This is a genomic window from Neisseria sp. HMSC067G12, assembly GCF_001812725.1.
GTDB classification, from domain to species: domain Bacteria; phylum Pseudomonadota; class Gammaproteobacteria; order Burkholderiales; family Neisseriaceae; genus Neisseria; species Neisseria perflava.
The window spans coordinates 112,274-136,393 of the sequence record NZ_KV810187.1 but is presented as its reverse complement, the minus strand read 5'-3'; the positions used below and the strand labels follow the sequence as shown (position 1 = coordinate 136,393).

Below are 24,120 nucleotides of genomic sequence, written 5' to 3'. Positions count from 1 at the left end.
ACGGACTGCCGCTCAAACGCACCAACGCGTTGGGTCATACCTACGCCTATGACAAAGCCGGCAACCTGATTCAAAGTGCCGACCAAAGAAGCGGCGTACTCAATTACATCTACGACAAAATCGGACGGATTCAGGTCATAAATACTGCAATCAAATATTTGTCATAATCTACTAAAAGCATTTATTATTACATATCTAATAATCATAATTTAAGGGAAAATGTTCATGGCGTGGCGGTTTGTGTTGCCTGCTTGGGTGGTGGGTGTAGTGCTTTCGTTTGCGTTGCCGTTTGTGCCGCCATGGTGGGCTTGGTTGTCTGTAATCATTGGCGCGCTTGCGTTGTGTCGAAAATTTGCTGTGGCTTGGTTGGTGCTGGCTGTTTGCGTGGGTATGGCGTTTGGAGTGTGGCGGACCGGGCTGGTGTTGGCCGGTCAATGGCCTGCAGGGGAGGTGGCGGCTAAAGTTTTGACGGTTGAAGTGGCGGATATGCCGCGTGATGATGGTCGGCGCGTGCAGTTTGCGGCAAGGGCTTGGGATGAACAGGGGCAGGCTTTTGATTTGATGTTGTCGGATTATCAGCGGCGCGATTGGGCGGTGGGCAGCAGGTGGTCTGTATCGGCGCGGGTAAGGCCGGTGATCGGTGAAGTGAATGTGCGCGGTTTGAACCGTGAAATATGGGCTTTGGCCAATGGTATCGATGGCATGGGTACTTTGGGGCGCGACAGGAAACTCGTGCGGCAAGGTGGCGGTTTCGGTTTGGCTAATATGCGTGATGCGGTAAGCCGGAGTTGGCAGAGAACAGGGGACAAATATCCTGAGTTTTCAGACGGCATAGGGCTGATGCGTGCTTTGAGTATTGGCGAGCAATCGGCGTTGAGGCCGCCTTTGTGGCAGGCATTCCGCCCTTTGGGGCTGACACACTTGGTCAGTATTTCGGGCCTGCATGTGACGATGGTGGCGGTATTGTTTGCCTGGCTGATTAAGCGAATTTTCCGTTATTTGCCGTGGATTCCGGCAAAACCGCGTGTGTGGATATTGGCAGGCGGTGTTGCCGGTGCTTTGTTTTATGCGCTTTTGGCCGGTTTTTCCGTACCGACGCAACGCAGTGTGTTGATGTTGGCTGCGTTTGCGTGGGCATGGTGGCGCGGCAGTGGCGGCTCGGGCTGGACGGCGTGGTGGCAGGCTTTGGCCGTTGTTTTGTTGTTGGATCCGTTGGCTGTATTGGGCGTGGGAACTTGGTTGTCTTTCGGTTTGGTTGCTGCTTTGATTTGGGCTTCATCAGGCCGTCTGAAAGAGTCGGGCTGGCGGTTGGCTGTACGGGGACAATGGGCAGCGACTGTATTGTCGGTGGTATTGCTGGGCTATTTGTTTGCTTCGTTACCTTTGCTCAGTCCGTTGGTTAATGCGCTGGCTATTCCTTGGTTTTCTTGGGTGTTGACGCCGTTGGCTTTGCTGGGTTCGGTTTTTCCGTTTGAACTTGTCCAGTTGGTAGCGGCATTTTTGGCGGAATATACTTTACGCGGTTTGCTATGGCTGGCTATGGTATCGCCTGAATTTGCCGTCGCAGCGGCGCCCGTGCCTTTGCTTGTGTTGGCGATGATGGCGGCTTTACTGTTATTGCTGCCTAAAGGAATGGGCTTAAAACCTTGGGCATGTCTGGTTTTATTGGGCTTTGTGTTTTACCGTCCTGCCAAGCTGGAGGAGGGGGTGGCAAGAGTTACGGTGATGGATGCAGGACAAGGTTTGTCGGTGTTGATACAAACGCGTAACCGCAATCTTTTGTTTGATACGGGAACGGAGCAAGTGGCGCAAACAGGTATAGTGCCGAGTTTGAATGCTATGGGTGTGCGCCGTTTGGACAGCTTGATTTTGTCGCACCATGATATTGACCATGACGGCGGTTTTCAAAGTGTAGCGGCTGTCGGTACCGATAAGTTGCTTGCCGGACAACCTGAGTTTTATCCAAATGCAGAGTTTTGCCAAGAAGACAAATGGCAATGGGACGGCGTAGATTTCGAGTTGCTCAGGCCGTCTGAAAATACGGGCAAGGAAGATAACGATCAAAGCTGTGTATTGCGTGTTGTGGCAAATGGCAAAGCCTTGTTGATAACCGGCGATTTGAGCGTAAAGGGCGAGGCCGGTTTGATTGAGAAATACGGCAATGCGCTGTATAGCCAAGTGTTGGTATTGGGACATCACGGCAGCAGCACGGCTTCGTCGGGCAGCTTTCTGCATACGGTTTCGCCACAATATGCCGTGGCATCCAGCGGCTATGCCAATGCCTACAAACATCCGACCGTTGCCGTACAAAATCGTGTCCGCGCACACGGCATTACTTTGTTGAGAACGGATTTGTCAGGCGCGTTGGTGTTTGCTTTGGGACAGGGCGATATATTTCAAGGCCGTCTGAAAAAGGATAAGTTTTATTGGCAGAAGAAACCGTTTGAGTAAAAAGGATCAAAGGTCGTCTGAAAGACTTTTTCAGACGGCCTTAATATTTTTTATTGACGGGCATTATCCAAATTTTGTGTGAATCCAATTGTGGATAGTTTGGTTTGATAATTGATAATAAAGAATAAATTAATTGTGATGAAAAAATAGGCAGTTTAAAAATAGGGTAATAATACAAAGTTATGAGTAATATCGGTTTAAAGTTTAAGGCCGTCTGAACCTGATATTTCATGTTCAGACGGCCTTAAACTTATATAATGACCCATCTGTTTAAAAAGGCAATCTCCATGAACACCATACGCACCAAAATTTGCGGTATTACCCGACCTGAAGACGCGCTGGCCGCGGCCGAATTGGGCGCGGATGCCATCGGGCTGGTGTTTTACGCCAAGAGTAAACGGGCTGTGAATATTGAGCAGGCGCAGGCGGTTGTGAAAAACCTGCCGCCGTTTGTATCGGTGGTGGCCTTGTTTGTGAATGAAAACGAGCAAACCATCTGCGAGATTTTGCGTCAGGTGCCGATAGATATGATTCAGTTTCATGGCGATGAAGACGATGATTTTTGCCGTCGGTTTGACCGCCCGTATTTGAAGGCCGTGCGTGTACAGTCCGCAGCCGATTTTCAGACGGCCTGTGCCAAATTTCCGAATGCACGCGCCTTGTTGTTTGATGCTTATCATCCGACCGAATACGGCGGTACGGGACAAAGTTTCGATTGGACCATGTTGCACGGCAATATCGGCAAACCGTGGATACTTGCCGGCGGATTGACTGCGGAAAACGTTGCCGAAGCGGTAAAAATCAGTGGCGCGGCGGCGGTGGATGTGTCCGGCGGCGTGGAGATCTCCGGTGGGGTTAAGAGCAGGGAGAAAATGGCGGCGTTTATTCAAGCAGTAAAGGCCGTCTGAAAATTTGTTTGAATGAAAAACAACCGGAATACAGATATGCAAGAGTCAATCGTTGAGTCCCACCCCTTCGCAGCCTTGTTGCCTCCGCAGGCAACGGTCATGATGATGGGGACGTTTCCGCCTAAAGAAGAAAAACACGCGATGCAGTTTCATTATCCGAATTTTCAAAACGATATGTGGCGTGTGTATGGGCTGGTGTTTTTCGGCGATGCGGCGCATTTTCAAAAGCAGGGCGAAAAAGCGTTTGATGCCGATAAAATCAAAGCGTTTTTGAGTGAAAAGGGGATTGCATCCTGTCCGACCGTATTGAAGGCAATACGCGAACATGGCAATGCTTCGGATAAGTTTTTAAAAGTGATAGAAACTGTCGATTTGGCGGCAGTATTGGCGCAAATGCCCGAGTGCCGCCATCTTTGCACCACTGGCGGCAAGGCAACCGAAGTTTTGTTGGAGATTCAAGGCAGCGGCATGAAAATGCCGAAAACCGGCGAAACAGTGCCGTTCCCCTATGCAGGGCGTGAGTTGACCCTGACGCGTCTGCCTTCGACTTCGCGTGCCTATCCTTTGAGTTTGGCAAAAAAAGCAGCGGCGTATCGGGCTTTTTTTGAAATGGCTGGATTGACTGTTTTTCAGGAGTAGGGCGATGGATCGTTATGAAATCTCTTTAATGGTGTTTATGGCTTTGTGGTGGCTTTTTAATGTCGTCTCAGTGTGGCTGAAGGCCAAAAAATGGCACATCAGGGTATTGTTGGGCGGAACGCTTTTGTATGTGATACAAATATCTGCAGTCATTATGTCTGTTAACGGCCTTAATTGGATATTTTTGAACGTAAGTACTATAAATACCAATGAGTTGATTATTGCTTTGCTTGTGCTTAACTTTCTGGGTTGTTGGTTGCTGGCGCTGTGGCTGGGGATGTTGGCATTGAAACTATGCCTGAGAAACAAAAACGAAGAAAAATATATCGCGCCTCCGTTGGGTACGGCATTGATTGCAACATCGAGCTGTACGCTGTTGTTCCTATTTTGTCTGCTGATATTATTATTCAATTAGTTGCCGACAAGATGAATGGAAAACAGCTATAATTGCTGACAATTTTTACTTTCAGACGGCCTTTTACTGAATCAGGCCGTCTGAAACCATAAAACGAACAAGGAAAAATCCCATGAAAAATTATCACGCTCCCGACGAGAAAGGCTTTTTCGGCGAACACGGCGGCCTGTACGTTTCCGAAACCCTGATTCCGGCATTGCAAGAATTGGCAGAAGCCTATAAAGCAGCGAAAGAAGATCCTTCATTTTGGGAAGAGTTCCGCCATGATTTGAAACACTATGTCGGCCGTCCCAGCCCTGTTTACCATGCCGCGCGCTTGTCCGAGCATTTGGGCGGCGCGCAAATCTGGCTGAAGCGTGAAGATTTGAACCACACCGGCGCGCACAAAGTGAACAACACCATCGGTCAGGCATTGCTCGCCCGCCGCATGGGCAAAAAACGCGTGATTGCCGAGACCGGCGCGGGTCAGCACGGCGTGGCTTCTGCCACCGTCGCAGCACGCTTCGGTATGACTTGCGACGTGTACATGGGCGCGGACGACATCCAACGTCAAATGCCCAACGTGTTCCGTATGAAATTATTGGGTGCAAACGTGGTCAGCGTTGACAGCGGCAGCCGTACTTTGAAAGACGCGATGAACGAAGCCATGCGCGAATGGGTGGCGCGTGTGGACGATACGTTCTACATCATCGGTACTGCCGCAGGCCCTGCGCCGTATCCTGAAATGGTACGCGATTTCCAATGCGTGATCGGCAATGAAGCCAAAGAACAAATGTTGGAAGCCATCGGCCGCCAACCTGACGTTGCCGTTGCCTGCGTGGGTGGCGGCTCGAACGCCATCGGTTTGTTCTACCCCTATATCGAAGAAGAAAACGTACGTCTGGTCGGCGTAGAAGCTGGCGGTTTGGGCGTGGATACGCCTGACCACGCCGCACCGATTACCAGCAAAGCCCCTATCGGCGTATTGCACGGTTTCCGCAGCTATTTGATGCAGGACGAAAACGGTCAGGTCTTGGGTACGCACTCCGTTTCCGCAGGCTTGGACTACCCAGGCATCGGCCCGGAACACAGCCATTTGAACGACATCAACCGCGTGGAATATACCGTTGCCAAAGACGACGAAGCACTTGAAGCCTTTGATTTGCTTTGCCGTTTTGAGGGCATTATTCCTGCGCTGGAATCCAGCCATGCCGTTGCTTGGGCGGTAAAAAACGCGCCGAAAATGAGCAAAGACCAAGTGATTTTGGTCAACCTCTCCGGTCGCGGCGATAAAGACATCAATACCGTGGCGAAACTCAAAGGCATTGAGTTGTAAGCCTTATTGATTGAGCAGCAAAGGCCGTCTGAAAAAGCTGGATATCAGTCTTTCAGACGGCCTTTGTTTCCGTAATGATTCAGCGTAGTATTTCATCCGCGCAAACTCTATCAAGTATCGGCGGCTAAGGAAATTTATCTTTCCAAACCGAGCTTGTACGCTTTCTAAACCGATTATTCAAGTTATCCATCACCATGAAACATTTAGCAATCCATCTAAAACTATTGGGCATGGCGGCGTTTTGGGGCGCATCTTGGCCGATGGGGCGGATGCTGGGACAGGCGCTGCCGCCTTTAACGGGCGGTATGCTGCGCTTTTTGACGGCGGCAATCTTGCTTTTGGGCTGGCTCTTTGCACGGTATCGATTGCGTACTTTAGCGGTTTTGTCGCGTAAACAATGGCTTGGATTGGCACTGGCGGCGGCATTCGGCGTATTTGGTTTTACTGTGTTGTCTATGCTGGGTTTGCAGCGGATTCCTGCGTCAAGGGCGACGGTGTTGGTCACATTCAATCCTGTATTGACGATGTTTTTTGCGGCTTTGTTGTTTGGCGAGAAGCTCAACGGCAAGATTGTGTCGGGTATGTTGTTGGCAGTGGCAGGCTCGATATGGGCGGTTACGCATGGCGAGATTGCGGCATTTTTGTCGGGCGGCGGCATAGGGTGGGGCGAAGTGCTGGTGTTTTGCAGCCTTTGTTGCTTGGTCACTTATACGATGATAGGCAGGGCTGTGTTGCAGGGGATTGATGCGCTGACGGTCACCGTGGCCACCGCTTGGCTGGGCGCATTGATGCTGTTGTCGCCTGCGCTGATTTCAGACGGCCTGCCGTTTGGTATGCTTGCCGAAATGGACGGCAGGGGCTGGTTTGCTTTGATTGGCCTATCTGTCGGCGCAACGGTTTTGAGCTATGCGTGGTATTTTGAAGGCGTAAAGACTTTGGGTGCAGGCAGCGCGGCGGCGTACATCACTTTGGTGCCGGTATTCGGCATTTTGTGTTCCGCTTGGTTTTTGGGCGAGGCATTGCATGTTTCCTTGGTTGCCGGCTGTTTGGCGGCAGTGGGCGGATTGGCGTTGATGCAGTACGGAAGACGTGCCGTCTGAAATAGAAAATATGTTATATAATAATGAAACTGATCAAACCATTGTTTTAAACATGTCTGAACATTCCTCCCTGCTCGATTTCGACCGCGCCCACCTGCTCCATCCCTATACATCCATGACCGACCCGTTGCCTGTTTATCCGGTGTGCCGTGCGGAGGGCGTGCATATCGAATTGGCGGACGGTACGCGGCTGATTGACGGGATGTCGTCTTGGTGGTGTGCGATACACGGCTACAATCATCCTGTTTTGAATCAAGCGGTTGAGGCGCAGATTAAGCAAATGTCGCATGTGATGTTCGGCGGTTTGACGCATGAGCCGGCGGTAGAACTGGGCAAGTTATTGGTCGGGATTTTGCCGCAGGGGCTGGACCGTATTTTTTATGCGGATTCGGGTTCGGTTTCGGTAGAAGTCGCGCTGAAGATGGCGGTGCAGTACCAGCAGGCGCGGGGTTTGACGGCGAAGCAGAATATTGCGACAGTACGGCGCGGGTATCACGGCGATACTTGGAACGCGATGTCCGTCTGCGATCCGGAAACGGGAATGCACCATATTTTCGGCAGCGCGTTGCCGCAGCGTTATTTTGTCGATAATCCGACAAGCCGTTTCGACGATGAATGGGACGAGGCGGATTTGCAGCCTGTCCGCGCCTTGTTTGAAGCACATCATGCGGATATTGCCGCCTTTATTTTGGAACCGGTCGTGCAGGGCGCGGGCGGCATGTATTTTTATCATCCGCAATATCTTCGCGGATTGCGCGATTTATGCGACGAATTTGATATCGTGTTGATTTTTGACGAAATTGCCACCGGATTCGGGCGCACGGGTAAAATGTTTGCCTGCGAATACGCGGACGTCGTGCCGGATATTATGTGTATCGGCAAGGGCTTGAGCGGCGGTTATATGACGCTGGCGGCGGCAATCACTTCGCAAAAAGTCACCGAAACGATTTCGAGCGGCGAAGCGGGCGTGTTTATGCACGGGCCGACGTTTATGGCGAACCCGCTGGCGTGTGCCGTTGCCTGCGCTTCGGTCAAGTTGCTTTTGTCTCAAGACTGGCAGGCAAATATCCGCCGCATTGAAAGCATCCTGAAAGGTCGTCTGAAAACCGCATGGGAAATTCGCGGCGTAAAAGACGTGCGCGTTTTGGGTGCCATCGGGGTGATCGAGCTGGAAAAAGGCGTGGATATGGCGCGTTTTCAAGCGGATTGCGTGGCGCAGGGCATTTGGGTGCGCCCCTTCGGCAGGCTGGTGTACCTCATGCCGCCTTACATCATTTCAGACGACCTCTTGACCGAACTTGCCGACAAAACCGTACACATTTTGAAGGAACACAACAAATGAAAGGCGTTTACTTCGTCAGCGGCATTGATACGGACATCGGCAAAACTGTCGCCACCGGCATGTTGGCAAAACAATTGTTGCAGCAGGGCAAAAGCGTGATCACGCAAAAGCCCGTGCAAACCGGTTGCCGAGACATCGCCGAGGACATCGCCGTCCATCGTAAAATCATGAGCATACCCATGCAGGAAGCCGACAAACAAGGGCTGACCATGCCCGAAATCTTCAGCTATCCAGCTTCGCCCCATCTTGCCGCCCGTTTGGACGGCAGGACTTTGGACTTGAACAAAATCCGCACCGCCACGCAAGAATTGGTGGCGCAATACGAAATCGTCTTGGTCGAAGGCGCGGGCGGATTGATGGTTCCGCTGACAGAAAACCTGTTAACCATTGATTATATTCAGCAACAGGCTTATCCCGTCGTCCTCGTTACCAGCGGACGGCTCGGCAGTATCAACCACACTTTACTCAGTTTCGCCGCGCTCAAACAATACGGCATCAGCTTGCATAGCCTGATTTTCAACCATATTCACGACAGCAAAGATGAAACCGTTGCCGGCGATACCTTGGAATATCTTAAAGGCCGTCTGAAAGATGAATTTCCTGAAGCCAAATGGCAGGAGTTGGCCAAAACAGAGGTGTCAGATGGAGCTTGATATACCGCGTGGCACGCTTTGTTCACATGCCGAAGCTTCAAGTCTTTTGTCGTCTGATGCTGAACATCTGCTGACCGTTTCTTCGTTAACTGCCGCTCTGCGCGCTTCCGGCAAGGAGTTTTCAGTCGAGCCGGTGTATTTGGGTTTGACGAAGGGTGCGGAAAACGGAGACGAAATCTTTGTACGCGATGTTTTGCTCAAACTGGACGGCGAAACAGTGATACAAGCCAGAAGCGCGTGCCGACCGGACAGCCGTCTATGGACAGAATTATTGGATTGCGGAACGCAGCCTTTGGGCGAGCGCCTGTTTGACGGTACATTGCCGTTGAAACGTTCGGATTTTGAGTTTCTTCGTTTTGAAGATTCCGACCATCCATCTTTCAGACGGCCTGTTACCGCGCGCCGTTCCTATTTTGATTGGAACGGCGAAACATTGGAATTAACAGAATATTTCTTATTGAAATTAATAGATTTATACCGCTAAGGCTGTCTGAAAATAAAACCAATTACCGATGTTTGTCATAATTCTGTTATAATACAATAAATTAAATTGTTAAGATCTGTTTAATTTTAGACGGCAATAAATTATAATAAGAGCTAAGGCTCTAAAAAACCTTTCCTTCCGAATCGATATATAAACAACGACACATTACATCAATGAACATAAGGCGATTTTTCCTACAAATTCTACCGCGTTACGCTGTCGGACGGATGGTGATATACGCCAAGCTGATGCGCGTCGACAAACCCATTGGTACACTGCTTTTGCTGTGGCCGACTTATTGGGCATTGTGGATTGCGTCTAAAGGCGTTCCCAACGCGGATATTTTTATTGCCTTTACCGCAGGCACATTTCTAATGCGCAGCGCAGGTTGCGTCGTGAATGACTTTGCCGACCGCAATTTTGACGGTGCAGTAGAGCGCACCAAAAACCGCCCGTTTGCCAAAGGTTTGGTTTCTAAAACCGAAGCGCTGCTTTTGACCGTCATGCTGTGTCTGATGGCGGCTTTATGCTTGGTGCCGCTCAACCGTTTTACTTGGCTGATGAGCCTTCCGGCCTTATTTTTGGCCATCACATATCCTTTCACCAAACGCTTTTTTCCATTGCCGCAGTTTTATTTGGGGCTGGCATTTTCGTTCGGTATTCCCATGGCCTTTGCCGCCGTGCAAGGCCGAGTGCCTCCCGAAGCATGGCTGATGTTTACCGCTAATGCCTTATGGACGCTGGCTTACGACACGATTTATGCCATGGCGGACAAAGAAGATGATTTGAAAATCGGTATTAAAACTTCGGCAATCACATTTGGTCATCACGATATTACCGCCTCTATGCTTTGCCATTTTTGGTTTACCGTATTGATGGTGGTGCTGGGTATTAAAATCGGCGCAACTTGGCCTTATTGGCTGGTATTGCCGATAACCGTTTATTGGCAGTATCAGCAGTATGCCGCTATCCGTACGCGCGACCGCCAGTTGTGCTTCCAAACATTTTTGGCCAACAACCGCATCGGCTTGGCGTGGTTTTGCGGATTGGTCTGCCATTATTTCTGGTTGTTTTTGGTTTCCAAATTGTTTTAAAAAACTAGGTTGAGGCCGTCTGAAAAGAAGGGAAAAGGGGTATGCCGGACATACCCCTTTTTATTTAAACCATGATTTAGCCAATGATGGAATTTTTACTTTAAATTAATTATAATCAAATGGTTGGATTATTTCCAGTTCGTTAAAAAATATCAAAAACAACATGGAAAATGTTAGCAGGGCGAGTGTAAATTACGCCTTCAGGATTGAGATTTGCACCGACAATCGGTACAATCCCATTGTTTTGCGACATTTAAAAGAGATACACATGAGCCTGATCGGCGAAATTTTACCTTTGTCCCATATCGTTTTGGATTTGGAAGTCAGCAGCAAAAAGCGTCTGTTTGAAGAGGCTGCACAGCTGCTGGAGAATGAAGCAGAATTACCGAATACCAACGTGTTCGACTGCCTGTTTGCCCGTGAAAAACTTGGTTCGACCGGTTTGGGGCAGGGGGTGGCGATTCCTCACGGCCGTCACGCATGCGTGAAAAAAGCCACCGGTGCGTTTATCCGTACCAAAGAGCCGGTCGCCTTTGATGCGCCCGACGGCAAACCCGTTTCCCTGATTTTTATCCTGCTTGTGCCTGAAAACGCTACCGGCGAACATTTGGAAGTCTTGTCCAAACTGGCCGGCAGATTCTCTCAAAAAGCCATCCGTGAAGCATTGATGGCCGCGACTTCTGCCGAAGAAGTACGCACACTCCTGACCGAAGAGTAATTCATGCCCAGCATATCTGTCCGCCGCCTGTTTTCCGACAATCAGCACAAACTCGAACTTGCTTGGGCTGCCGGCAATTCCGGCGCGGACAACCGTATCGGTGTCGAAGCCGATAAACCCGTCTTGGCCTTGGTCGGCCATTTAAACTTTATCCATCCCAACCAAATTCAAGTTGTCGGCGTAGCCGAAGCCGAATATTTACGCCGTCTGGAATCGGGCGAACTCAACTATGATTTCGGCGAGCTTTTCGACATTCCCATGTCTTTGGTCATCGTCGCCAACGGTTTGCCGGTTTCGCCCAAATTACGCGATTATTGCCATACCAACAGTATCCCCTTGCTGACTTCCAAACAGGAAAGCCCGCACCTGATGGACGTTTTGCGGATTTATCTGCAACGGACATTGGCAACTTCCACCATCAAGCATGGCGTATTTTTGGATGTATTTGAAGTGGGCGTACTCATTACTGGACAATCCGGCTTGGGTAAGAGCGAATTGGCATTGGAGCTGATTTCGCGCGGCCACAGCCTGATTGCCGATGATGCAGTCGAACTTTTCCGTACCGGTCCAGAAATGCTGGAAGGCCGTTGCCCGCCTATGCTGCGTGATTTCCTCGAAGTACGCGGCTTGGGCATACTCAATATCCGCCATATTTTTGGCGAAACCTCCATCCGTCCGAAAAAAATCCTCCAGCTGATTATTAATTTGGTTCCGGCCGACGACGGATACATGAAACAACTCGATCGATTGAGCATCCGTACCGAAACAGAGTCTATCCTCAACGTCAGCATCCGTTCCGTTACCCTGCCTGTTGCAATCGGTCGAAACTTAGCAGTATTGGTTGAAGCTGCAGTGCGCAATTACATCCTTCAATTGCGCGGTAAAGACAGCACCAAAGAATTCCTCGAACGCCATCAAACACAACTCAAAGAAAACGAACAAAACCATGAAAATCGTCCTGATTAGCGGCTTATCCGGCTCAGGAAAATCCGTAGCCCTCAAACAACTCGAAGATTCAGGCTTTTATTGCGTTGATAATCTGCCTTTGGAAATGTTGCCTTCGCTGGTGTTGTACCATATTGAACGCGGCGAAGAAACCCAGCTTGGTGTCAGCGTTGATATCCGTTCCGGTATCAATATTCAGGAAGCGCAAGAGCAAATCCAATATTTGCGTCATGAAGGGCATCAAGTCGAAGTCCTCTTTATTGAAGCGGAAGAGGGTGTGTTGGTTCGCCGCTTCTCAGAAACCCGCCGCGGACACCCTTTGTCCGGCCATAATCTGACTTTGTTGGAAAGCCTGCAAAAAGAACGCGAATGGCTCTTCCCGCTTAGAGACATCGCATATTGCATCGATACGTCCAAAATGAACGCACAGCAGCTGCGTTATGCTGTGCAACAATGGCTCAATATTGAACGTGTCGGTTTGCTGGTCATTCTTGAATCCTTTGGTTTCAAATACGGCGTCCCCAACAATGCCGACTTTATGTTTGATATGCGCAGCCTACCCAATCCGTATTACGATCCGGAATTACGCCCCTTTACCGGCATGGATAAGCCTATTCAAGATTATTTGGGTCAGCAGCCGTTGGCTCAAGAAATGGTTGATGACATCGACCATTTTATTAGCCGCTGGTTACCGCGCCTGCAGCAAGAGAGCCGTAGTTATGTGACGATTGCCATCGGTTGTACCGGCGGTCAGCACCGCTCCGTTTATGTTGTGGAAAAACTGGCCGAACGCCTCAAAGGCCGTTACGAACTCCTTGTCCGCCATCGTCAGGCACAAAGCTTGGCAGGACGCTAACTTGCCGTTTCAGACGGCCTCAAAGGAAGAAACCATGAAAAAAATCAGTCTGACCGCATTATCCCTGCTTATCTTGACCGCCTGTGCAACAGAACCTGTCACTGCTTACCGTTGGCACCGCACCGGCGCGAGCGAAGCTGAAGTTTCCCGCCAAATCAATACCTGCAAATCGCAAGTTCAAAATGGAAATACATCCAAGACGTTTGAGCAATGTATGGATGAAGCAGGTTATTACAGCTACGAGCATGGCAACCTCTAAATCCCGATTGACCGATTATCCAAATGCCGAGGCCGTCTGAAAAAATAATTGTTCAGACGGCCTCAGATACGAATAGAAAGAATAAAAAGACATGGCTATCCAATGGTTTCCCGGCCACATGAATAAGGCAAAAAAAGCCATTGCCGAACGCATTAAAAGCGTTGATATGGTGATTGAGATGTTGGACGCGCGTATGCCTGCTTCCAGCGAAAACCCCTTGCTTGCCCAGTTGTCCAAAGGCAAGCCAAAACTCAAAATCTTAAACAAGCAAGACCTTGCCGATCCCGAGCGTACCAGAGTTTGGCTCGAACACTACAACAGCCGCCAAGATACCCGCGCCATTGCGCTTGATTCTTCCGAAACTGGCGCGCATAGCAAAATTACCCAAGCCTGCCGCGCCATGATTCCGCATCGCCAAGGTATCGAGAAGCCGCTGCGTGTCCTGATTTGCGGTATCCCCAACGTCGGCAAATCCACCTTGATTAACGGCATGATCGGCAAAAAATCTGCCAAAACCGGTAATGAACCCGGTATTACCAAAGCCGAACAGCGCCTTTTCCTTGCAGACGATTTCTGGCTTTACGATACCCCGGGTATGTTGTGGCCAAAAATTATCGTCGAAGAAGGCGGCTATAACCTTGCGGCCGGCGGTGCAGTCGGACGCAACGCGCTGGATGAAGAAGAAGTGGCACTTGAGCTTTTGGATTACCTCCGCCGCCATTATCTGGCTCTGTTGCAAGAGCGCTATCAAGCCGACAAAGATCCAAGCAGCCATTGGGACGATACTTCTTGGCTGGAGTGGATTGCCAAAAAACGCGGTGCGGTTTTGAGTGGCGGACGGGTCAACTACCAAAAGGCCGCTGAAAATATCCTGACTGATTTCCGCGAAGGCAAAATCGGCAGAATCACGCTGGAAACGCCAAACCAATGGGAGGCTTGGCTGAAAAAAGCCAGACAGAAAGAGGCCGAACTCAAAGCCATTCGCGAAGCGAGAAAGGCGGAAAGAAAAGGGCAGCAGCCTTCAGCCGATTAATATAAAAGGCCGTCTGAAATCTATTTTCAGACGGCCTTTTGTTGGGATAGACAATTTAGAGGGCGGTACGGCTGAAGCTGTCCAGAGCTTTATCGGTTTGGATTTGGTTGAACTGCATGATGGTTTTGTCGCCTTGTTTTTCGTCCAATTCAATTTTTCGTACCAGCGTATCGCCGTTGATTTCGATACGGTTGAAGATTTGGCGGGTAATGGCGGTTTTCGGAGTCAGGGTCAACGTCCATTTTTTCTCGTTGCCGTTTAATTTCAAATCAAATTGTTTTTCCAAACCTTGGGTATTGCCGCCCAAAAGGTCGAGGAAGAGTTTGATTTGGCGGCTTTGGCCGTTGAGTTTGCTGGCATTTGGGTTGACCCATTGACTGCCGTTCCATTGCATGATGCCGTCTGAACGCACGCGCAGGGTGGTTTCAAATGGTTTTTGCATTTTCCAGAGCAGGCCTTTTTGTGGGACAAGGGTAAAGCTGCCGCTGGTGGTCATGGGTTTGCTGAGGGATTTGAGCTGGCGTTGTTGGACAAAATTACCTTGCACGTTTTGCGGTTTTTGCAGGTTTTGTGCCAATTCGGCAGGGGAAAATGCCCATAAAGCCGGAGCGCTGATGAGGAGAGTAAGAGAAAGAATGGTTTTTTTCATTGTGTTTCCATAAGGTTTGAGGCCGTCTGAAAGTTCAGACGGCCTTTTATTGCTTTAATTATAAGGTTGACAAGGCCTGATTAAAGGTTGCGCTTGGACGCATCGCTTGTGCGGCTTTTTCAGGATTGGCTGCGTAGTAGCCGCCGATGTCGACCGCTTTGCCTTGTACGGCAGAGAGTTCTTCAACGATTTTGGCTTCGTCAGCAGTCAAAGCGGCTGCCAACGGCGCAAATGCGGCTTTCAGTTCGGCATCTTTGTCTTGCGCCGCCAATTCTTGCGCCCAGTAGAGGGTGAGGTAGAAATGGCTGCCGCGGTTGTCGAGTTCGCCAGCTTTGCGTTTAGGCGATTTGTCGTTCAGAAGCAGTTTTTCGGTGGCTGCATCCAAAGTGTCGGCGAGGACTTGGGCTTTGGTGTTGCCGGTTTTTTGCGCCAGATGTTCAAACGATACGGCGAGTGCGAGGAATTCGCCCAAAGAGTCCCAACGCAAGTGGTTTTCTTCGAGGAATTGTTGAACATGTTTCGGTGCAGAACCGCCTGCACCGGTTTCAAACATACCGCCGCCATTCATCAATGGAACGATAGACAGCATTTTCGCGCTGGTACCCAGTTCCAAAATTGGGAACAAGTCGGTCAGGTAGTCGCGCAGGACGTTACCGGTCACGGAGATGGTGTCTTCGCCGTTTTTCAGACGGCCCAAGCTGAATTTAGCGGCTTCCTCAGGAGCGAGGACGCGGATGTCGAGGCCGTCGGTATCCAGTTCGGCAAGATAGGCTTTAACCTTGGCGAGCAGGCTCTTGTCGTGCGGACGGTTTTCGTCGAGCCAGAATACGGCTGGCGTGTTGCTCAGACGGGCGCGGTTGACGGCAAGTTGTACCCAGTCTTTAACCGGAGCGTCTTTGGTTTGGCACATACGCCAGATGTCGCCGGCTTCAACGTCGTGTTGCATCAGGACATTACCTGCTGCATCAATGACTTGAACTTGGCCGTCGGCTTCGATTTCAAAAGTTTTGTTGTGCGAACCGTATTCTTCGGCTGCTTGCGCCATCAGACCGACGTTAGGAACGGTACCCATGGTTGTCGGGTCAAATGCGCCGTGTTCGCGGCAGAAGTCGATGGTTGCTTGGTAAACACCGGCGTAGCTGCTGTCAGGAATCACGGCTTTGGTGTCTTGCGCTTTGCCGTCTTTATCCCACATACGGCCGGAATTACGAATCATCGCAGGCATAGAAGCATCGACGATGACATCGCTAGGAACGTGCAGGTTGGTGATGCCTTTGTCGGAATCAACCATGGCCAAATCAGGGTTGGCAGCGTAAACAGCAGCGATTTCAGCTTCAACGGCGGCGCGGGTGTCCGCATCCAGTTTGTCCAGATTGGCAAGCAGGTTGCCGAAGCCGTTGTTGACATTAACGCCTGCGGCAGCCAGTTTGTCACCGAATTTTTCAAATACAGGCGCGAAGAATACTTTGACGGCGTGTCCGAAGATAATCGGGTCGGACACTTTCATCATGGTGGCTTTCATGTGCAGCGAGAACAATACGCCTTTAGCTTTTGCGTCTTTCACTTGTTCGGCAAGGAAGGCGAGCAGGGCTTTTTTGCTCATTACGGTCGCGTCGATGATTTCGCCGGCTTTCAGGGCAACAGGCTCGCGCAGCTCTTTTTTGTTGCCTTGTTTGTCGGTGAATACGATGGATACGGAAGTTGCTTCAGGTACGGTAACGGATTGTTCGTTATGGAAAAAGTCGCCGCTTTGCATGGTGGCAACGTGGGTTTTGGAGTCTTTCGTCCATGCGCCCATGCTGTGCGGATGTTTTTTCGCAAAGTTTTTCACTGCCTTAGGCGCGCGACGGTCGGAGTTGCCTTCACGCAGGACAGGGTTTACCGCGCTGCCTTTGATGCGGTCGTAACGTTCGCGCACGGCTTTTTCTTCATCGGTTTGAGGATCGGCAGGATAGTCGGGAACGGCAAAGCCTTTAGACTGCAATTCTTTAATCGCGGCAGTCAGTTGAGGTACGGATGCGCTGATGTTCGGCAGTTTGATCACGTTTGCATCGGGTTGTTTCACCAGTTCGCCCAATTCGGCAAGCGCATCAGGTACGCGTTGCGCTTCGGTCAGGTATTCGGGAAACGCCGCCAAAATACGACCGGAGAGAGAAATGTCGCTGGTTTTGACATCAATATCGGCATGGCGGGTAAACGCCTGCACGATTGGCAACAGGGATTGAGTGGCCAATGCAGGAGCTTCGTCGGTGTAGGTATAGATAATGGTGGATTTAGTCATGGGATTATTCTCTATGTAGGTTAAGTTTTTCTTTTCGGGCACATCGCGAGAAGAAATGTGCTAAGCCTATTATGGCATATTTCGGCGGATTTGGTTGTTGTTTTGATGTTATTGTTTTTTAAGTTGCGGAAAAGAAAAAGGCCGTCTGAAAAGACAGCCTAAATATAAGGACTTATCCGATAATCAAAACAGCATTGCTGCCGCCGAAGGCAAATGATGAGCTGGCGGCGATGCGTTTTTCAGACGGCCAGCGGCTGTTTTCGTCGGTCAAAGCGATGTTGGGCAGCTCGGAATCGGGTACGTTGTCCCATTGTTGCGGCGGCAGTTTGCCTTCCGGATTGTATTGGCGGTTGGCCATCAACCAGGCAAACGCGGCTTCGATCGCACCGGCTGCACCCAAAGTATGACCGGTAGATGGCTTGGTTGAAGTGCAAAGGGTGTGGCTGCCAAATACTTCGGCAACGGCTCGGCTTTCCATGCTGTCGTTGTGTTGCGTGCCGGTGCCGTGCAGATTGATCCAGCCGATGTCTTCTGCTTTCAAACCGGCTTTATCCAAAGCGGCCTGAAAGGATTGGGCTGCACCCAAACCGTCGGGGCGGGGAGAAGACATATGGTAGGCATCGCTACTTGCACCATAGCCCAGCAACTGCATTTCGCCGTCAAAATCGGCATCGCGCGTCATCACGAAAAATGCGGCCGCTTCGCCGATATTGATGCCGTTGCGGTTGGAGGAAAAAGGCTTGGCGATGCTGTCTGAAAGCACTTCCAAAGAGGCAAAACCATTAATCGTCAGCGGAGAAAGCGTATCCGCGCCGCCGCAAATTACGACATCACACAATCCGGCACGAAGCAATCGGGCTGCGCTGATGAGGGCGCGTGCGCCGGAAGTGCAGGCGGTGGAAACGGTATAGCGCAAGCCGTCTAAACCGTAAACTTGGGCGATAAATTCGGAGGGCGAAGCCATGGTGTGTTGCAGCTGTTTGAACGGAACATCCGTCCATTCACCACCTTGGACAACGTGTTGGAACAAAGGGATATTTTCATCTGCGCCACTGGTGGACGTACCAGTCACGACAGCGACCCTTTCTTTGCCGTAACGGGCAATGGCCGTCTGAATCAGTCCGTCTATTTGCGAAAGCGCGTGCAGGATAAGCTGGTTGTTGCGGCTGCGATGCGCTTCGGGAATGCTGTCGGGTAGAGGCATCAGGGTTTCTTTGACTGCACCAAAAGCATGCGTTTTGCCTTTTACCCATTGGTCTGAAAAAGTCAGGGGCGTGTTTTCAGACGGCGTGAGTAAGGCATCGGCATGAACTTGCAAGCCGCTACCCAATGCGCTGGTTAGTGCCGGACGGCTGAGATAAACAGGAGTATTCATGAATTAGTCTTCTGCAATCGGGCTGACCGTCCAGAAAGTTTGGTCGGGGAAGCCGATAAGGAATTGTTCGGAATGGTGGGCGACACACCACAAATCACGCTCGCGGTAGCTGAACACCGCGCCTTTGCCGTCAGGGCAGAAGCCTTGATGGGTGGCGTTTTGTTGGCGGGCTTCAGGGTAAAGCGTGGCGGCTTGTTCGGCGGCCAAAAGCGGCAACAAGGCGGCAAACAATCGGCGCGAACTGGCATTGGGCATCACAAAACCATCATTTTTCCAGCCTTTGGTGCTGACCGATTGGCGCGATACCGGCGCACCCAGTGCATTGGTTTGGACAAAGCGGATGCCGTCTGAATGAGGCTCGACTGCCAAGAGATTGGTTTGAACGGTTTGCCCCGCCGCATTAGTTTGTTCAAGTTTGAACCATTGGCCTTCTTTGGAAAGCGGCGGCAGCGTTTGCGGATGGGGGAGCGAGGTCGCGCATGCGGAGAGCAGCAGTGCAGCAAGCAAAGGGATAAATCGCATAAGGTTTTATCTATCGGTCAAAATATTTAATGGTATGGATGAAGTTTCAGACGGCCTGTTCTGTTTTCAGTCTAGGCCGTCTGAAATACATTCGTCCTTATTCTACCTTCAAATCGCCCACCAATGCGGCAAGTGTGGACAAGCGTTGCTCGGATTTTTCCACGAATGGATTATCCGTATCCCAAGCGTAGCCTGCCAAAATAGACGAAATCATGCGGCTGATTTCAGGACTGCGGTTGGGCGCGTAGATGGCATTTTGGAAGCGGAAATCGTACCAACCGTTTACATAAGTGCGGAACGCGTTCACGCCGATCATCAGTTGGTCGGCAAATTCGGTTTGCCAATCGGCAGCTTCGCCTTTGAGCTGCTTGCCCAACAAATCGGCAGCCAGTTTGGCAGAGTGCAGGGCAATGGTTACTCCGGAGGAGAAGACTGGGTCGAGGAATTCGGCGGCGTTGCCCAAAAGAGCAAAATGTTTGCCGTATAAGGTTTTCACGTTGGCGGAATAGCCTTGGATAGAGCGGAACGGAAAGTCGTTTTCCCAAACGGCTTTATCTAAAATTTCCGCCAGCATCGGGCATTCGTACACAAATTTTTTCAACACGGCTTCTGATTCGCCGGCCAGTTTGTCGGGCGTGCCGACAACGCCGATGGAGCAACGGTTGTCGCCGAAAGGAATCAGCCAAATCCAGACATCGCGATGTTCAGGGTGCGTGTTGATCAGGATTTTATTGCGGTCGAATTTCGGGCTGGTGATGTTGTCGTCGATATGCGTGAAGTGGGCTTGGCGCGGAGGCAGCTCGGACGGACTTTCCAAATCTAAAAGGCGGGGCAGGACGCGACCGTAACCGCTGGCATCCAAAACGAATTTGGCAGTCAGTTCATAGTTTTCGCCTGTATCGGTCGCAACGCTCAAACGTGCCACATTGTCACTGTTGTCAAACGCGGTTACGCCGTGTCCGAAGCGGACATCGACGCCTTGTTTTGCCGCTTCATCAATCAGGATTTTGTCGAAGATGCCGCGGCGCACTTGATAAATAGTACCGGGGCCGTCTGAAAATTTTTCAGTAAAGTTGAAATCTGTGTAACGGCTGCCCCATGAAAACGCAGCACCGTCTTTAAATTGAAAGCTGGGTTCGGCATGCACTGCATCGGCAAAACCGGCTTCTTCCAACATTTCCATGCAATGCGGCAACAGGCTTTCGCCGATGACAAAGCGCGGGAAATGTTGTTTTTCCAATACGCAAACTTTAAAGCCTTGTTTGTTCAGCAAAGCGGAAGCAACCGAACCTGAAGGGCCTGCGCCGATAACGGCAACGTCAAATTCTACGGACATTTGAAAATACCTTTGATTTTAATGATAAATAATGTTTAATCCATCGCCTGAAATTTTTCAGACGGCCTTTTGCAACTTGGCGATAGAAGTTGAAAAAAATATCGCTTCAACTTCAATCGCCTTCATCTTTTGTCTAATTTTTCAACAATGTGCCTGCCAGCCAAATATTGAATGCCACACCGATGGTAACCGTCATACCGAACGCGGCAACGGCGGGCGTGCTGCTGATGGCGAGCAGGGCAAAGGAAATGGCTGTTGTAGCGGCGGCAAGCAGCATACCGCCTAATTTTGCCGGCGCGCTGTGATGTGCAGTAGCGGCATAGACGGCATAGTCCACGCCGATGGCGGATACTAAAAGCAGGCCGAACATGGCAAACAGGCTGACGGGAATGCCGGCCAAACCGAGTACGGCAACGGTGCAGATGGCGGCGGCCAGCGGCACGGCAAGGATTTTGCTGCCGCGTTTGAAACCAAACATTTTCCACAAGAGCAGCCATGCCAACACATAGGAAGCCAGTTTCAACCATGCGGCCTGATTGCGCGTGTGGTGGAAAAGCTCGTTTAAGTGGGCGCGCTTGTCAGCCCAATGTACGCCGGAGACGTGTTGCGCCACGGCGCGTACGGCGGCTTCATCGGTCATGCCGTTCAAACGCACGACGGCAGCAAAATGGCCTGGTTCCACTTCGCCCAAATACAAGGAACGCCAAGCCTCTGCCAAATCGGTATTCAGGCCGTCTGAAAGCGACAATGGTTGCGTATCGGCAGCTTGCAGCAGGGCATCGCGCACGGTTTTGCGAGGAATACCGATTTCTGTGAGCGGTTTCCAGCTATCAGGCAATTTGGTCAATTCGCGCAGGCGGTTTTGCAGTTTTTGCTGTTCCGTTGTCGGCAGGATGAATTGGTCGGGCGATTGGATGCCGGACAGTTTGCCTTGCGCGATTAAGGGCTGCAGGGCACGACCGAGTTCGGCGGTTTTCTTCAATAGGGCATCTTCGCTTTGTGCTTCGGCCACCAAATATTTTCCACCAAAATCCGTGCCGCTCAACTGGCCGATTTGTTGTACCTCGGCCAACATCGCGGTCGGCATATTGACCCATTGACGGATGTCGTCACGCCAGTCGCTGCGCCATAATCCGACTGCCAGCAAAATTCCGCCCACGATTAACCAGCCGCGTTTGTGCAGGCGGTTTTTCAGACGGCCTGACAAGGAATAGAGCTTTTCGGTTAATGCGGCAAAAGGCACGGTTTTGGCACGGTAGTGGCGAAACAGCGGCGGCAGCCATAAAACGGTGGCACCAAACGCGCCAAATAAGGCGAAGCCTGAAAACACGGCGGTTTGGCGCAGTACAGGCAAAGGGGTGAACCACAGCAGCGCGTAGCCCAAGACGGTAATTGTCAGGCTGACGGCAAAACTTGGCAAGACATGTTTCATTGCTGATTCAGCCTGCCAAACGGTCTTTTCAGACGGCCCGAATACCGACGGAGCAAGCCAGTGCAACGGGAAATCCACCAACATACCCACCAGGCTGGTGCCGATGACGATGGTCAGGATATGCACTTCGCCGAAGGTTAATAACGCAACTGCCAATCCGGTCAACATGCCGGCTGCCAACGGCAAAGACAGCAAAAACACGCGGCCGCTGCGGAAGACCCACAACAGCAGCGCAAAGGTCAGCCCAAGTCCGACCATGCTCATCAGCCGGCTTTCTTTTTCTGCGGCTGCTTTGGATACAGCGGCGAACAATGCGCCGCCTGCGCTTAAGGTTTCCGCGCCGTTTTCCGAAGCGATTTGACGGCTTTGCGCCATCAGCGGCAAGAGGGCGTCGTTGCCGGAAAATTGATCGCCGCCGGCGAGCCGTCCGCATAAAAATACCCAAGTTTTGCCTTGGTCTTCGGCAAACAGCATGCCGTTGTCCATGTCCCACTGCAAACGGCTTTGCGGATTGGCTTTGTCGGCAACAAAGCGTCCAAAGCCCAGCCAGTCTTGTTCTAAAGACAAAGGGGAGGGAGCGGCAAAAGGATTGGCCACGGCTTCTGCGCGCGCTTGAAAATAGGCTTTCGGCTGCTCAAACAGCAGGCGGATTTCGTCTTGCGGCAAAACGGCCAAGCCTAGTTTCTGCATATCCGCCCGCACTTTATCCAAATTCGGCGTCATGCTACTGTCGACTTGTTCAAATACGCCGCTCTTGCGCCATGCATCGGCAATTTGTGCGGCCGTCTGAAAAGCAGTTTCGGCATCGGTACTGCCGGCAAGCAAAATGACTTGCGAATTGAGCTGCGCTTCTGCAGCTTTATCCGCAGCCGTCAGTAAGGCATCGGGTTGCTGCTCGCTTGGCAATAACGCGGTCAAATCGGTTTGGATACGCGTTTGTGAAGCAAAGGCATAAACCAAAAACAGGGTAAGAAACAGGATAAGGGCAGTATAGAGGCGGTTTAGGAGGCGAAGATTCATCGTTCAGACGGCCTTTTGCAAATGCTGCTGTTGGTGTGTGGAATAAGTAAAAGTCCAGTAAATTAAATCAGATTATTATTAGTTTGTCAGTTGTTAGATAGTTTGCCGGTCGGTTAAGTCATTGAGCTTGAGTGAGCCGAAAAACTGCCATTGCAGAGCGACGGTTTTTTCCTTCCAAACGCAGGCAATTGCCATCGTATCCGCCAAAATCGCGCTTGTGCCGCGCCAATCGGTTTGCTTTCCAGCGCGTAAACCGACGGGTTGCCCTGAATCGAAAACATAGCCGACCGATTTCATGTCTGACGGAAAATCCAAATTTGCCGCTTTAATCAATGCTTCTTTGAAACACCATAATCGGTAAAACGTTTCAGACGGCCAGTTTGCCGTTTCCAAATAGTCTTGTTCTTCCTGCGAGCAGATCAAAGCCGACAGCGCTTTAAAATCGCGCGGTCGGATAAATTCGATATCGACACCGGCTGTTAAGGGATGAAGCGCACACAATAAAGCGGCAAAGCCTTGGCTGTGGCTCAGCGATACAGCCGGTAAATCGGTTTGCTGTTTTAATGCTCGGCTGACTTGCCAGTCTTGACGCTGCGCCAGTTGCGGCGTGGCAGCCAAACGTTGTGAATCGGCTGCATTTAGAGACGCATGATCGTAGCAGGCGGCAAAAGACGAATCGGCCAGCAGGCAGTGAAGGGGTGTCGTATCCATAAAATAGAAAAATGCCAAACTTCATATTGAAGTCTGGCATTTTTGACATTGCTTAGTGGAAGCTGCCTTTCAAAACCACACGGCTGTTGAATGTAGCGATGTGGCATTCGTATTCGTTACCGCCTTTGGTTACTTTGTCAAAGTAGCTAACCAGATGAACGGATTTGGCTTTTTTACGAAGTGCAGTGCTTTGGAAGCGTTTAACCGCGCTCAGGAATGCGCGTTGGCAGGTTTCATCAGGGGTTTTGCCGACTGAGTTGGAGATTTGACGGGAAGTCAAAGTCGCTCCGGATGTGCTGCCGTAGTGAACGCGGATACTAGGATCCAAAGCGGATTTGGCTTCGGCAGAGTTCAAAGCTACATCGACTTTACACATATAAATGTCGTTTTGACCTTTGCCATTGACTTTATGGCCTTCACCCATGCTGCGGCAGGCAGAACCGGCGGCAGTTGTTTTTGGAGTAGAAGTTTGAGAGGAGGAAGTAGATGGTTGGGAATTGCCGGATTGTGAGCAAGCGGCAAGCATCAGGGCGGATACGGCAACCAAAGCAGAAAAACGTAACATACGAACTCCTTTGTAAT

Annotated in this window: 23 protein-coding genes; 15 read left to right on the top strand and 8 right to left on the bottom strand. The window is 50.8% G+C overall.

Translation table 11 applies throughout. The features are described 5' to 3' along the window. The first annotated feature begins 225 nt into the window (after positions 1-225). The 15 genes from HMPREF2871_RS03175 to ylqF all read left to right on the top strand — a co-directional run bounded on the left by HMPREF2871_RS03175 (position 226) and on the right by ylqF (position 14,212). Complete coding sequence (locus HMPREF2871_RS03175) at positions 226-2,451, top strand: DNA internalization-related competence protein ComEC/Rec2 (protein ID WP_049344025.1); 2,226 nt, start codon at positions 226-228, stop codon at positions 2,449-2,451. Positions 2,452-2,738: 287 nt separating this feature from the next. Beyond that, positions 2,739-3,359, top strand: coding sequence for a phosphoribosylanthranilate isomerase (locus tag HMPREF2871_RS03170; protein WP_049344023.1), 621 nt, complete (start codon positions 2,739-2,741; stop codon positions 3,357-3,359). A 36-nt stretch (positions 3,360-3,395) separates the two neighbouring features. Next, complete coding sequence (locus HMPREF2871_RS03165; RefSeq protein WP_049336521.1) at positions 3,396-3,998, top strand: DNA glycosylase; 603 nt, start codon at positions 3,396-3,398, stop codon at positions 3,996-3,998. Positions 3,999-4,002: 4 nt separating this feature from the next. Continuing rightward, positions 4,003-4,413 (top strand): hypothetical protein, encoded by a 411-nt coding sequence (locus HMPREF2871_RS03160; protein ID WP_049336439.1) that lies wholly within the window; start codon positions 4,003-4,005, stop codon positions 4,411-4,413. A gap of 112 nt (positions 4,414-4,525) precedes the next feature. Beyond that, the gene (gene trpB, locus HMPREF2871_RS03155; protein WP_070629657.1) at positions 4,526-5,728 is read left to right on the top strand and encodes a tryptophan synthase subunit beta; all 1,203 of its coding nucleotides are present in this window, start codon (positions 4,526-4,528) and stop codon (positions 5,726-5,728) included. Between the two features lie 194 nt (positions 5,729-5,922). Beyond that, positions 5,923-6,828: a DMT family transporter gene (locus tag HMPREF2871_RS03150; protein ID WP_070629659.1), complete on the top strand. Its 906-nt coding sequence runs from the start codon at positions 5,923-5,925 to the stop codon at positions 6,826-6,828. Positions 6,829-6,880: 52 nt separating this feature from the next. Further along, complete coding sequence (bioA, locus tag HMPREF2871_RS03145) at positions 6,881-8,170, top strand: adenosylmethionine--8-amino-7-oxononanoate transaminase (RefSeq protein WP_070629665.1); 1,290 nt, start codon at positions 6,881-6,883, stop codon at positions 8,168-8,170. Then, on the top strand, positions 8,167-8,823 hold the full coding sequence (bioD, locus tag HMPREF2871_RS03140; protein WP_049336444.1) for a dethiobiotin synthase: 657 nt from the start codon (positions 8,167-8,169) through the stop codon (positions 8,821-8,823). The genes bioA and bioD overlap by 4 nt, the downstream gene beginning before the upstream one ends. After that, a complete protein-coding gene (locus tag HMPREF2871_RS03135) occupies positions 8,813-9,307 on the top strand; it encodes a chorismate--pyruvate lyase family protein (RefSeq protein ID WP_004520063.1) in 495 nt (164 codons plus the stop codon). The genes bioD and HMPREF2871_RS03135 overlap by 11 nt, the downstream gene beginning before the upstream one ends. Before the next feature lie 173 nt (positions 9,308-9,480). Then, entirely contained in the window at positions 9,481-10,401 is a 921-nt protein-coding gene (gene ubiA / locus HMPREF2871_RS03130) for a 4-hydroxybenzoate octaprenyltransferase (protein ID WP_049336445.1), read from the top strand. Positions 10,402-10,669: 268 nt separating this feature from the next. Continuing rightward, on the top strand, positions 10,670-11,119 hold the full coding sequence (gene ptsN, locus HMPREF2871_RS03125; RefSeq protein WP_039862228.1) for a PTS IIA-like nitrogen regulatory protein PtsN: 450 nt from the start codon (positions 10,670-10,672) through the stop codon (positions 11,117-11,119). 3 nt (positions 11,120-11,122) lie between these two features. Next, positions 11,123-12,085 carry an HPr(Ser) kinase/phosphatase gene (hprK, locus tag HMPREF2871_RS03120; protein WP_004520066.1) on the top strand — a complete coding sequence of 321 codons (963 nt, stop codon included), beginning with the start codon at positions 11,123-11,125 and terminating at the stop codon, positions 12,083-12,085. Then, on the top strand, positions 12,066-12,920 hold the full coding sequence (gene rapZ / locus HMPREF2871_RS03115) for an RNase adapter RapZ (RefSeq protein ID WP_004520067.1): 855 nt from the start codon (positions 12,066-12,068) through the stop codon (positions 12,918-12,920). Before hprK ends, rapZ begins: the two co-directional genes overlap by 20 nt. A 34-nt stretch (positions 12,921-12,954) precedes the next feature. Beyond that, positions 12,955-13,179, top strand: a complete 225-nt coding sequence (locus tag HMPREF2871_RS03110) for a protocatechuate 3,4-dioxygenase (RefSeq protein WP_039862229.1) — start codon at positions 12,955-12,957, stop codon at positions 13,177-13,179. Between the two features lie 91 nt (positions 13,180-13,270). Beyond that, on the top strand, positions 13,271-14,212 hold the full coding sequence (gene ylqF / locus HMPREF2871_RS03105; RefSeq protein ID WP_049336447.1) for a ribosome biogenesis GTPase YlqF: 942 nt from the start codon (positions 13,271-13,273) through the stop codon (positions 14,210-14,212). A gap of 55 nt (positions 14,213-14,267) precedes the next feature. Here the strand turns inward: ylqF and HMPREF2871_RS03100 are convergent, their stop codons facing one another. The 8 genes from HMPREF2871_RS03100 to HMPREF2871_RS03065 all read right to left on the bottom strand — a co-directional run bounded on the left by HMPREF2871_RS03100 (position 14,268) and on the right by HMPREF2871_RS03065 (position 24,103). Next, complete coding sequence (locus HMPREF2871_RS03100; protein ID WP_049344010.1) at positions 14,268-14,861, bottom strand: LolA family protein; 594 nt, start codon at positions 14,859-14,861, stop codon at positions 14,268-14,270. A gap of 58 nt (positions 14,862-14,919) precedes the next feature. Beyond that, positions 14,920-17,142, bottom strand: a complete 2,223-nt coding sequence (locus tag HMPREF2871_RS03095; RefSeq protein ID WP_049336448.1) for an NADP-dependent isocitrate dehydrogenase — start codon at positions 17,140-17,142, stop codon at positions 14,920-14,922. 172 nt (positions 17,143-17,314) lie between these two features. Continuing rightward, complete coding sequence (locus tag HMPREF2871_RS03090) at positions 17,315-18,517, bottom strand: beta-ketoacyl-ACP synthase (RefSeq protein WP_004520072.1); 1,203 nt, start codon at positions 18,515-18,517, stop codon at positions 17,315-17,317. Between the two features lie 3 nt (positions 18,518-18,520). Then, positions 18,521-19,039, bottom strand: a complete 519-nt coding sequence (locus tag HMPREF2871_RS03085; RefSeq protein ID WP_049344008.1) for a hypothetical protein — start codon at positions 19,037-19,039, stop codon at positions 18,521-18,523. 97 nt (positions 19,040-19,136) lie between these two features. Beyond that, entirely contained in the window at positions 19,137-20,375 is a 1,239-nt protein-coding gene (locus HMPREF2871_RS03080; RefSeq protein ID WP_004520074.1) for an NAD(P)/FAD-dependent oxidoreductase, read from the bottom strand. A 133-nt stretch (positions 20,376-20,508) separates the two neighbouring features. Next, a complete protein-coding gene (locus HMPREF2871_RS03075; RefSeq protein WP_049344006.1) occupies positions 20,509-22,827 on the bottom strand; it encodes an MMPL family transporter in 2,319 nt (772 codons plus the stop codon). 93 nt (positions 22,828-22,920) lie between these two features. Continuing rightward, positions 22,921-23,538, bottom strand: a complete 618-nt coding sequence (locus tag HMPREF2871_RS03070; RefSeq protein WP_004520076.1) for a 4'-phosphopantetheinyl transferase family protein — start codon at positions 23,536-23,538, stop codon at positions 22,921-22,923. A gap of 52 nt (positions 23,539-23,590) precedes the next feature. Beyond that, a complete protein-coding gene (locus HMPREF2871_RS03065; RefSeq protein ID WP_224783355.1) occupies positions 23,591-24,103 on the bottom strand; it encodes a hypothetical protein in 513 nt (170 codons plus the stop codon). Between the last annotated feature and the right edge of the window lie 17 nt (positions 24,104-24,120).

Bases quoted from the DNA above. Each gene is read 5' to 3' on its own strand.
- HMPREF2871_RS03175 (WP_049344025.1), top strand. From the start codon at position 226: ATGGCGTGGCGGTTTGTGTTGCCTGCTTGGGTGGTGGGTGTAGTGCTT.
- HMPREF2871_RS03170 (WP_049344023.1), top strand. From the start codon at position 2,739: ATGAACACCATACGCACCAAAATTTGCGGTATTACCCGACCTGAAGAC.
- HMPREF2871_RS03165 (WP_049336521.1), top strand. From the start codon at position 3,396: ATGCAAGAGTCAATCGTTGAGTCCCACCCCTTCGCAGCCTTGTTGCCT.
- HMPREF2871_RS03160 (WP_049336439.1), top strand. From the start codon at position 4,003: ATGGATCGTTATGAAATCTCTTTAATGGTGTTTATGGCTTTGTGGTGG.
- trpB (WP_070629657.1), top strand. From the start codon at position 4,526: ATGAAAAATTATCACGCTCCCGACGAGAAAGGCTTTTTCGGCGAACAC.
- HMPREF2871_RS03150 (WP_070629659.1), top strand. From the start codon at position 5,923: ATGAAACATTTAGCAATCCATCTAAAACTATTGGGCATGGCGGCGTTT.
- bioA (WP_070629665.1), top strand. From the start codon at position 6,881: ATGTCTGAACATTCCTCCCTGCTCGATTTCGACCGCGCCCACCTGCTC.
- bioD (WP_049336444.1), top strand. From the start codon at position 8,167: ATGAAAGGCGTTTACTTCGTCAGCGGCATTGATACGGACATCGGCAAA.
- HMPREF2871_RS03135 (WP_004520063.1), top strand. From the start codon at position 8,813: ATGGAGCTTGATATACCGCGTGGCACGCTTTGTTCACATGCCGAAGCT.
- ubiA (WP_049336445.1), top strand. From the start codon at position 9,481: ATGAACATAAGGCGATTTTTCCTACAAATTCTACCGCGTTACGCTGTC.
- ptsN (WP_039862228.1), top strand. From the start codon at position 10,670: ATGAGCCTGATCGGCGAAATTTTACCTTTGTCCCATATCGTTTTGGAT.
- hprK (WP_004520066.1), top strand. From the start codon at position 11,123: ATGCCCAGCATATCTGTCCGCCGCCTGTTTTCCGACAATCAGCACAAA.
- rapZ (WP_004520067.1), top strand. From the start codon at position 12,066: ATGAAAATCGTCCTGATTAGCGGCTTATCCGGCTCAGGAAAATCCGTA.
- HMPREF2871_RS03110 (WP_039862229.1), top strand. From the start codon at position 12,955: ATGAAAAAAATCAGTCTGACCGCATTATCCCTGCTTATCTTGACCGCC.
- ylqF (WP_049336447.1), top strand. From the start codon at position 13,271: ATGGCTATCCAATGGTTTCCCGGCCACATGAATAAGGCAAAAAAAGCC.
- HMPREF2871_RS03100 (WP_049344010.1), bottom strand. From the start codon at position 14,861: ATGAAAAAAACCATTCTTTCTCTTACTCTCCTCATCAGCGCTCCGGCT.
- HMPREF2871_RS03095 (WP_049336448.1), bottom strand. From the start codon at position 17,142: ATGACTAAATCCACCATTATCTATACCTACACCGACGAAGCTCCTGCA.
- HMPREF2871_RS03090 (WP_004520072.1), bottom strand. From the start codon at position 18,517: ATGAATACTCCTGTTTATCTCAGCCGTCCGGCACTAACCAGCGCATTG.
- HMPREF2871_RS03085 (WP_049344008.1), bottom strand. From the start codon at position 19,039: ATGCGATTTATCCCTTTGCTTGCTGCACTGCTGCTCTCCGCATGCGCG.
- HMPREF2871_RS03080 (WP_004520074.1), bottom strand. From the start codon at position 20,375: ATGTCCGTAGAATTTGACGTTGCCGTTATCGGCGCAGGCCCTTCAGGT.
- HMPREF2871_RS03075 (WP_049344006.1), bottom strand. From the start codon at position 22,827: ATGAATCTTCGCCTCCTAAACCGCCTCTATACTGCCCTTATCCTGTTT.
- HMPREF2871_RS03070 (WP_004520076.1), bottom strand. From the start codon at position 23,538: ATGGATACGACACCCCTTCACTGCCTGCTGGCCGATTCGTCTTTTGCC.
- HMPREF2871_RS03065 (WP_224783355.1), bottom strand. From the start codon at position 24,103: ATGTTACGTTTTTCTGCTTTGGTTGCCGTATCCGCCCTGATGCTTGCC.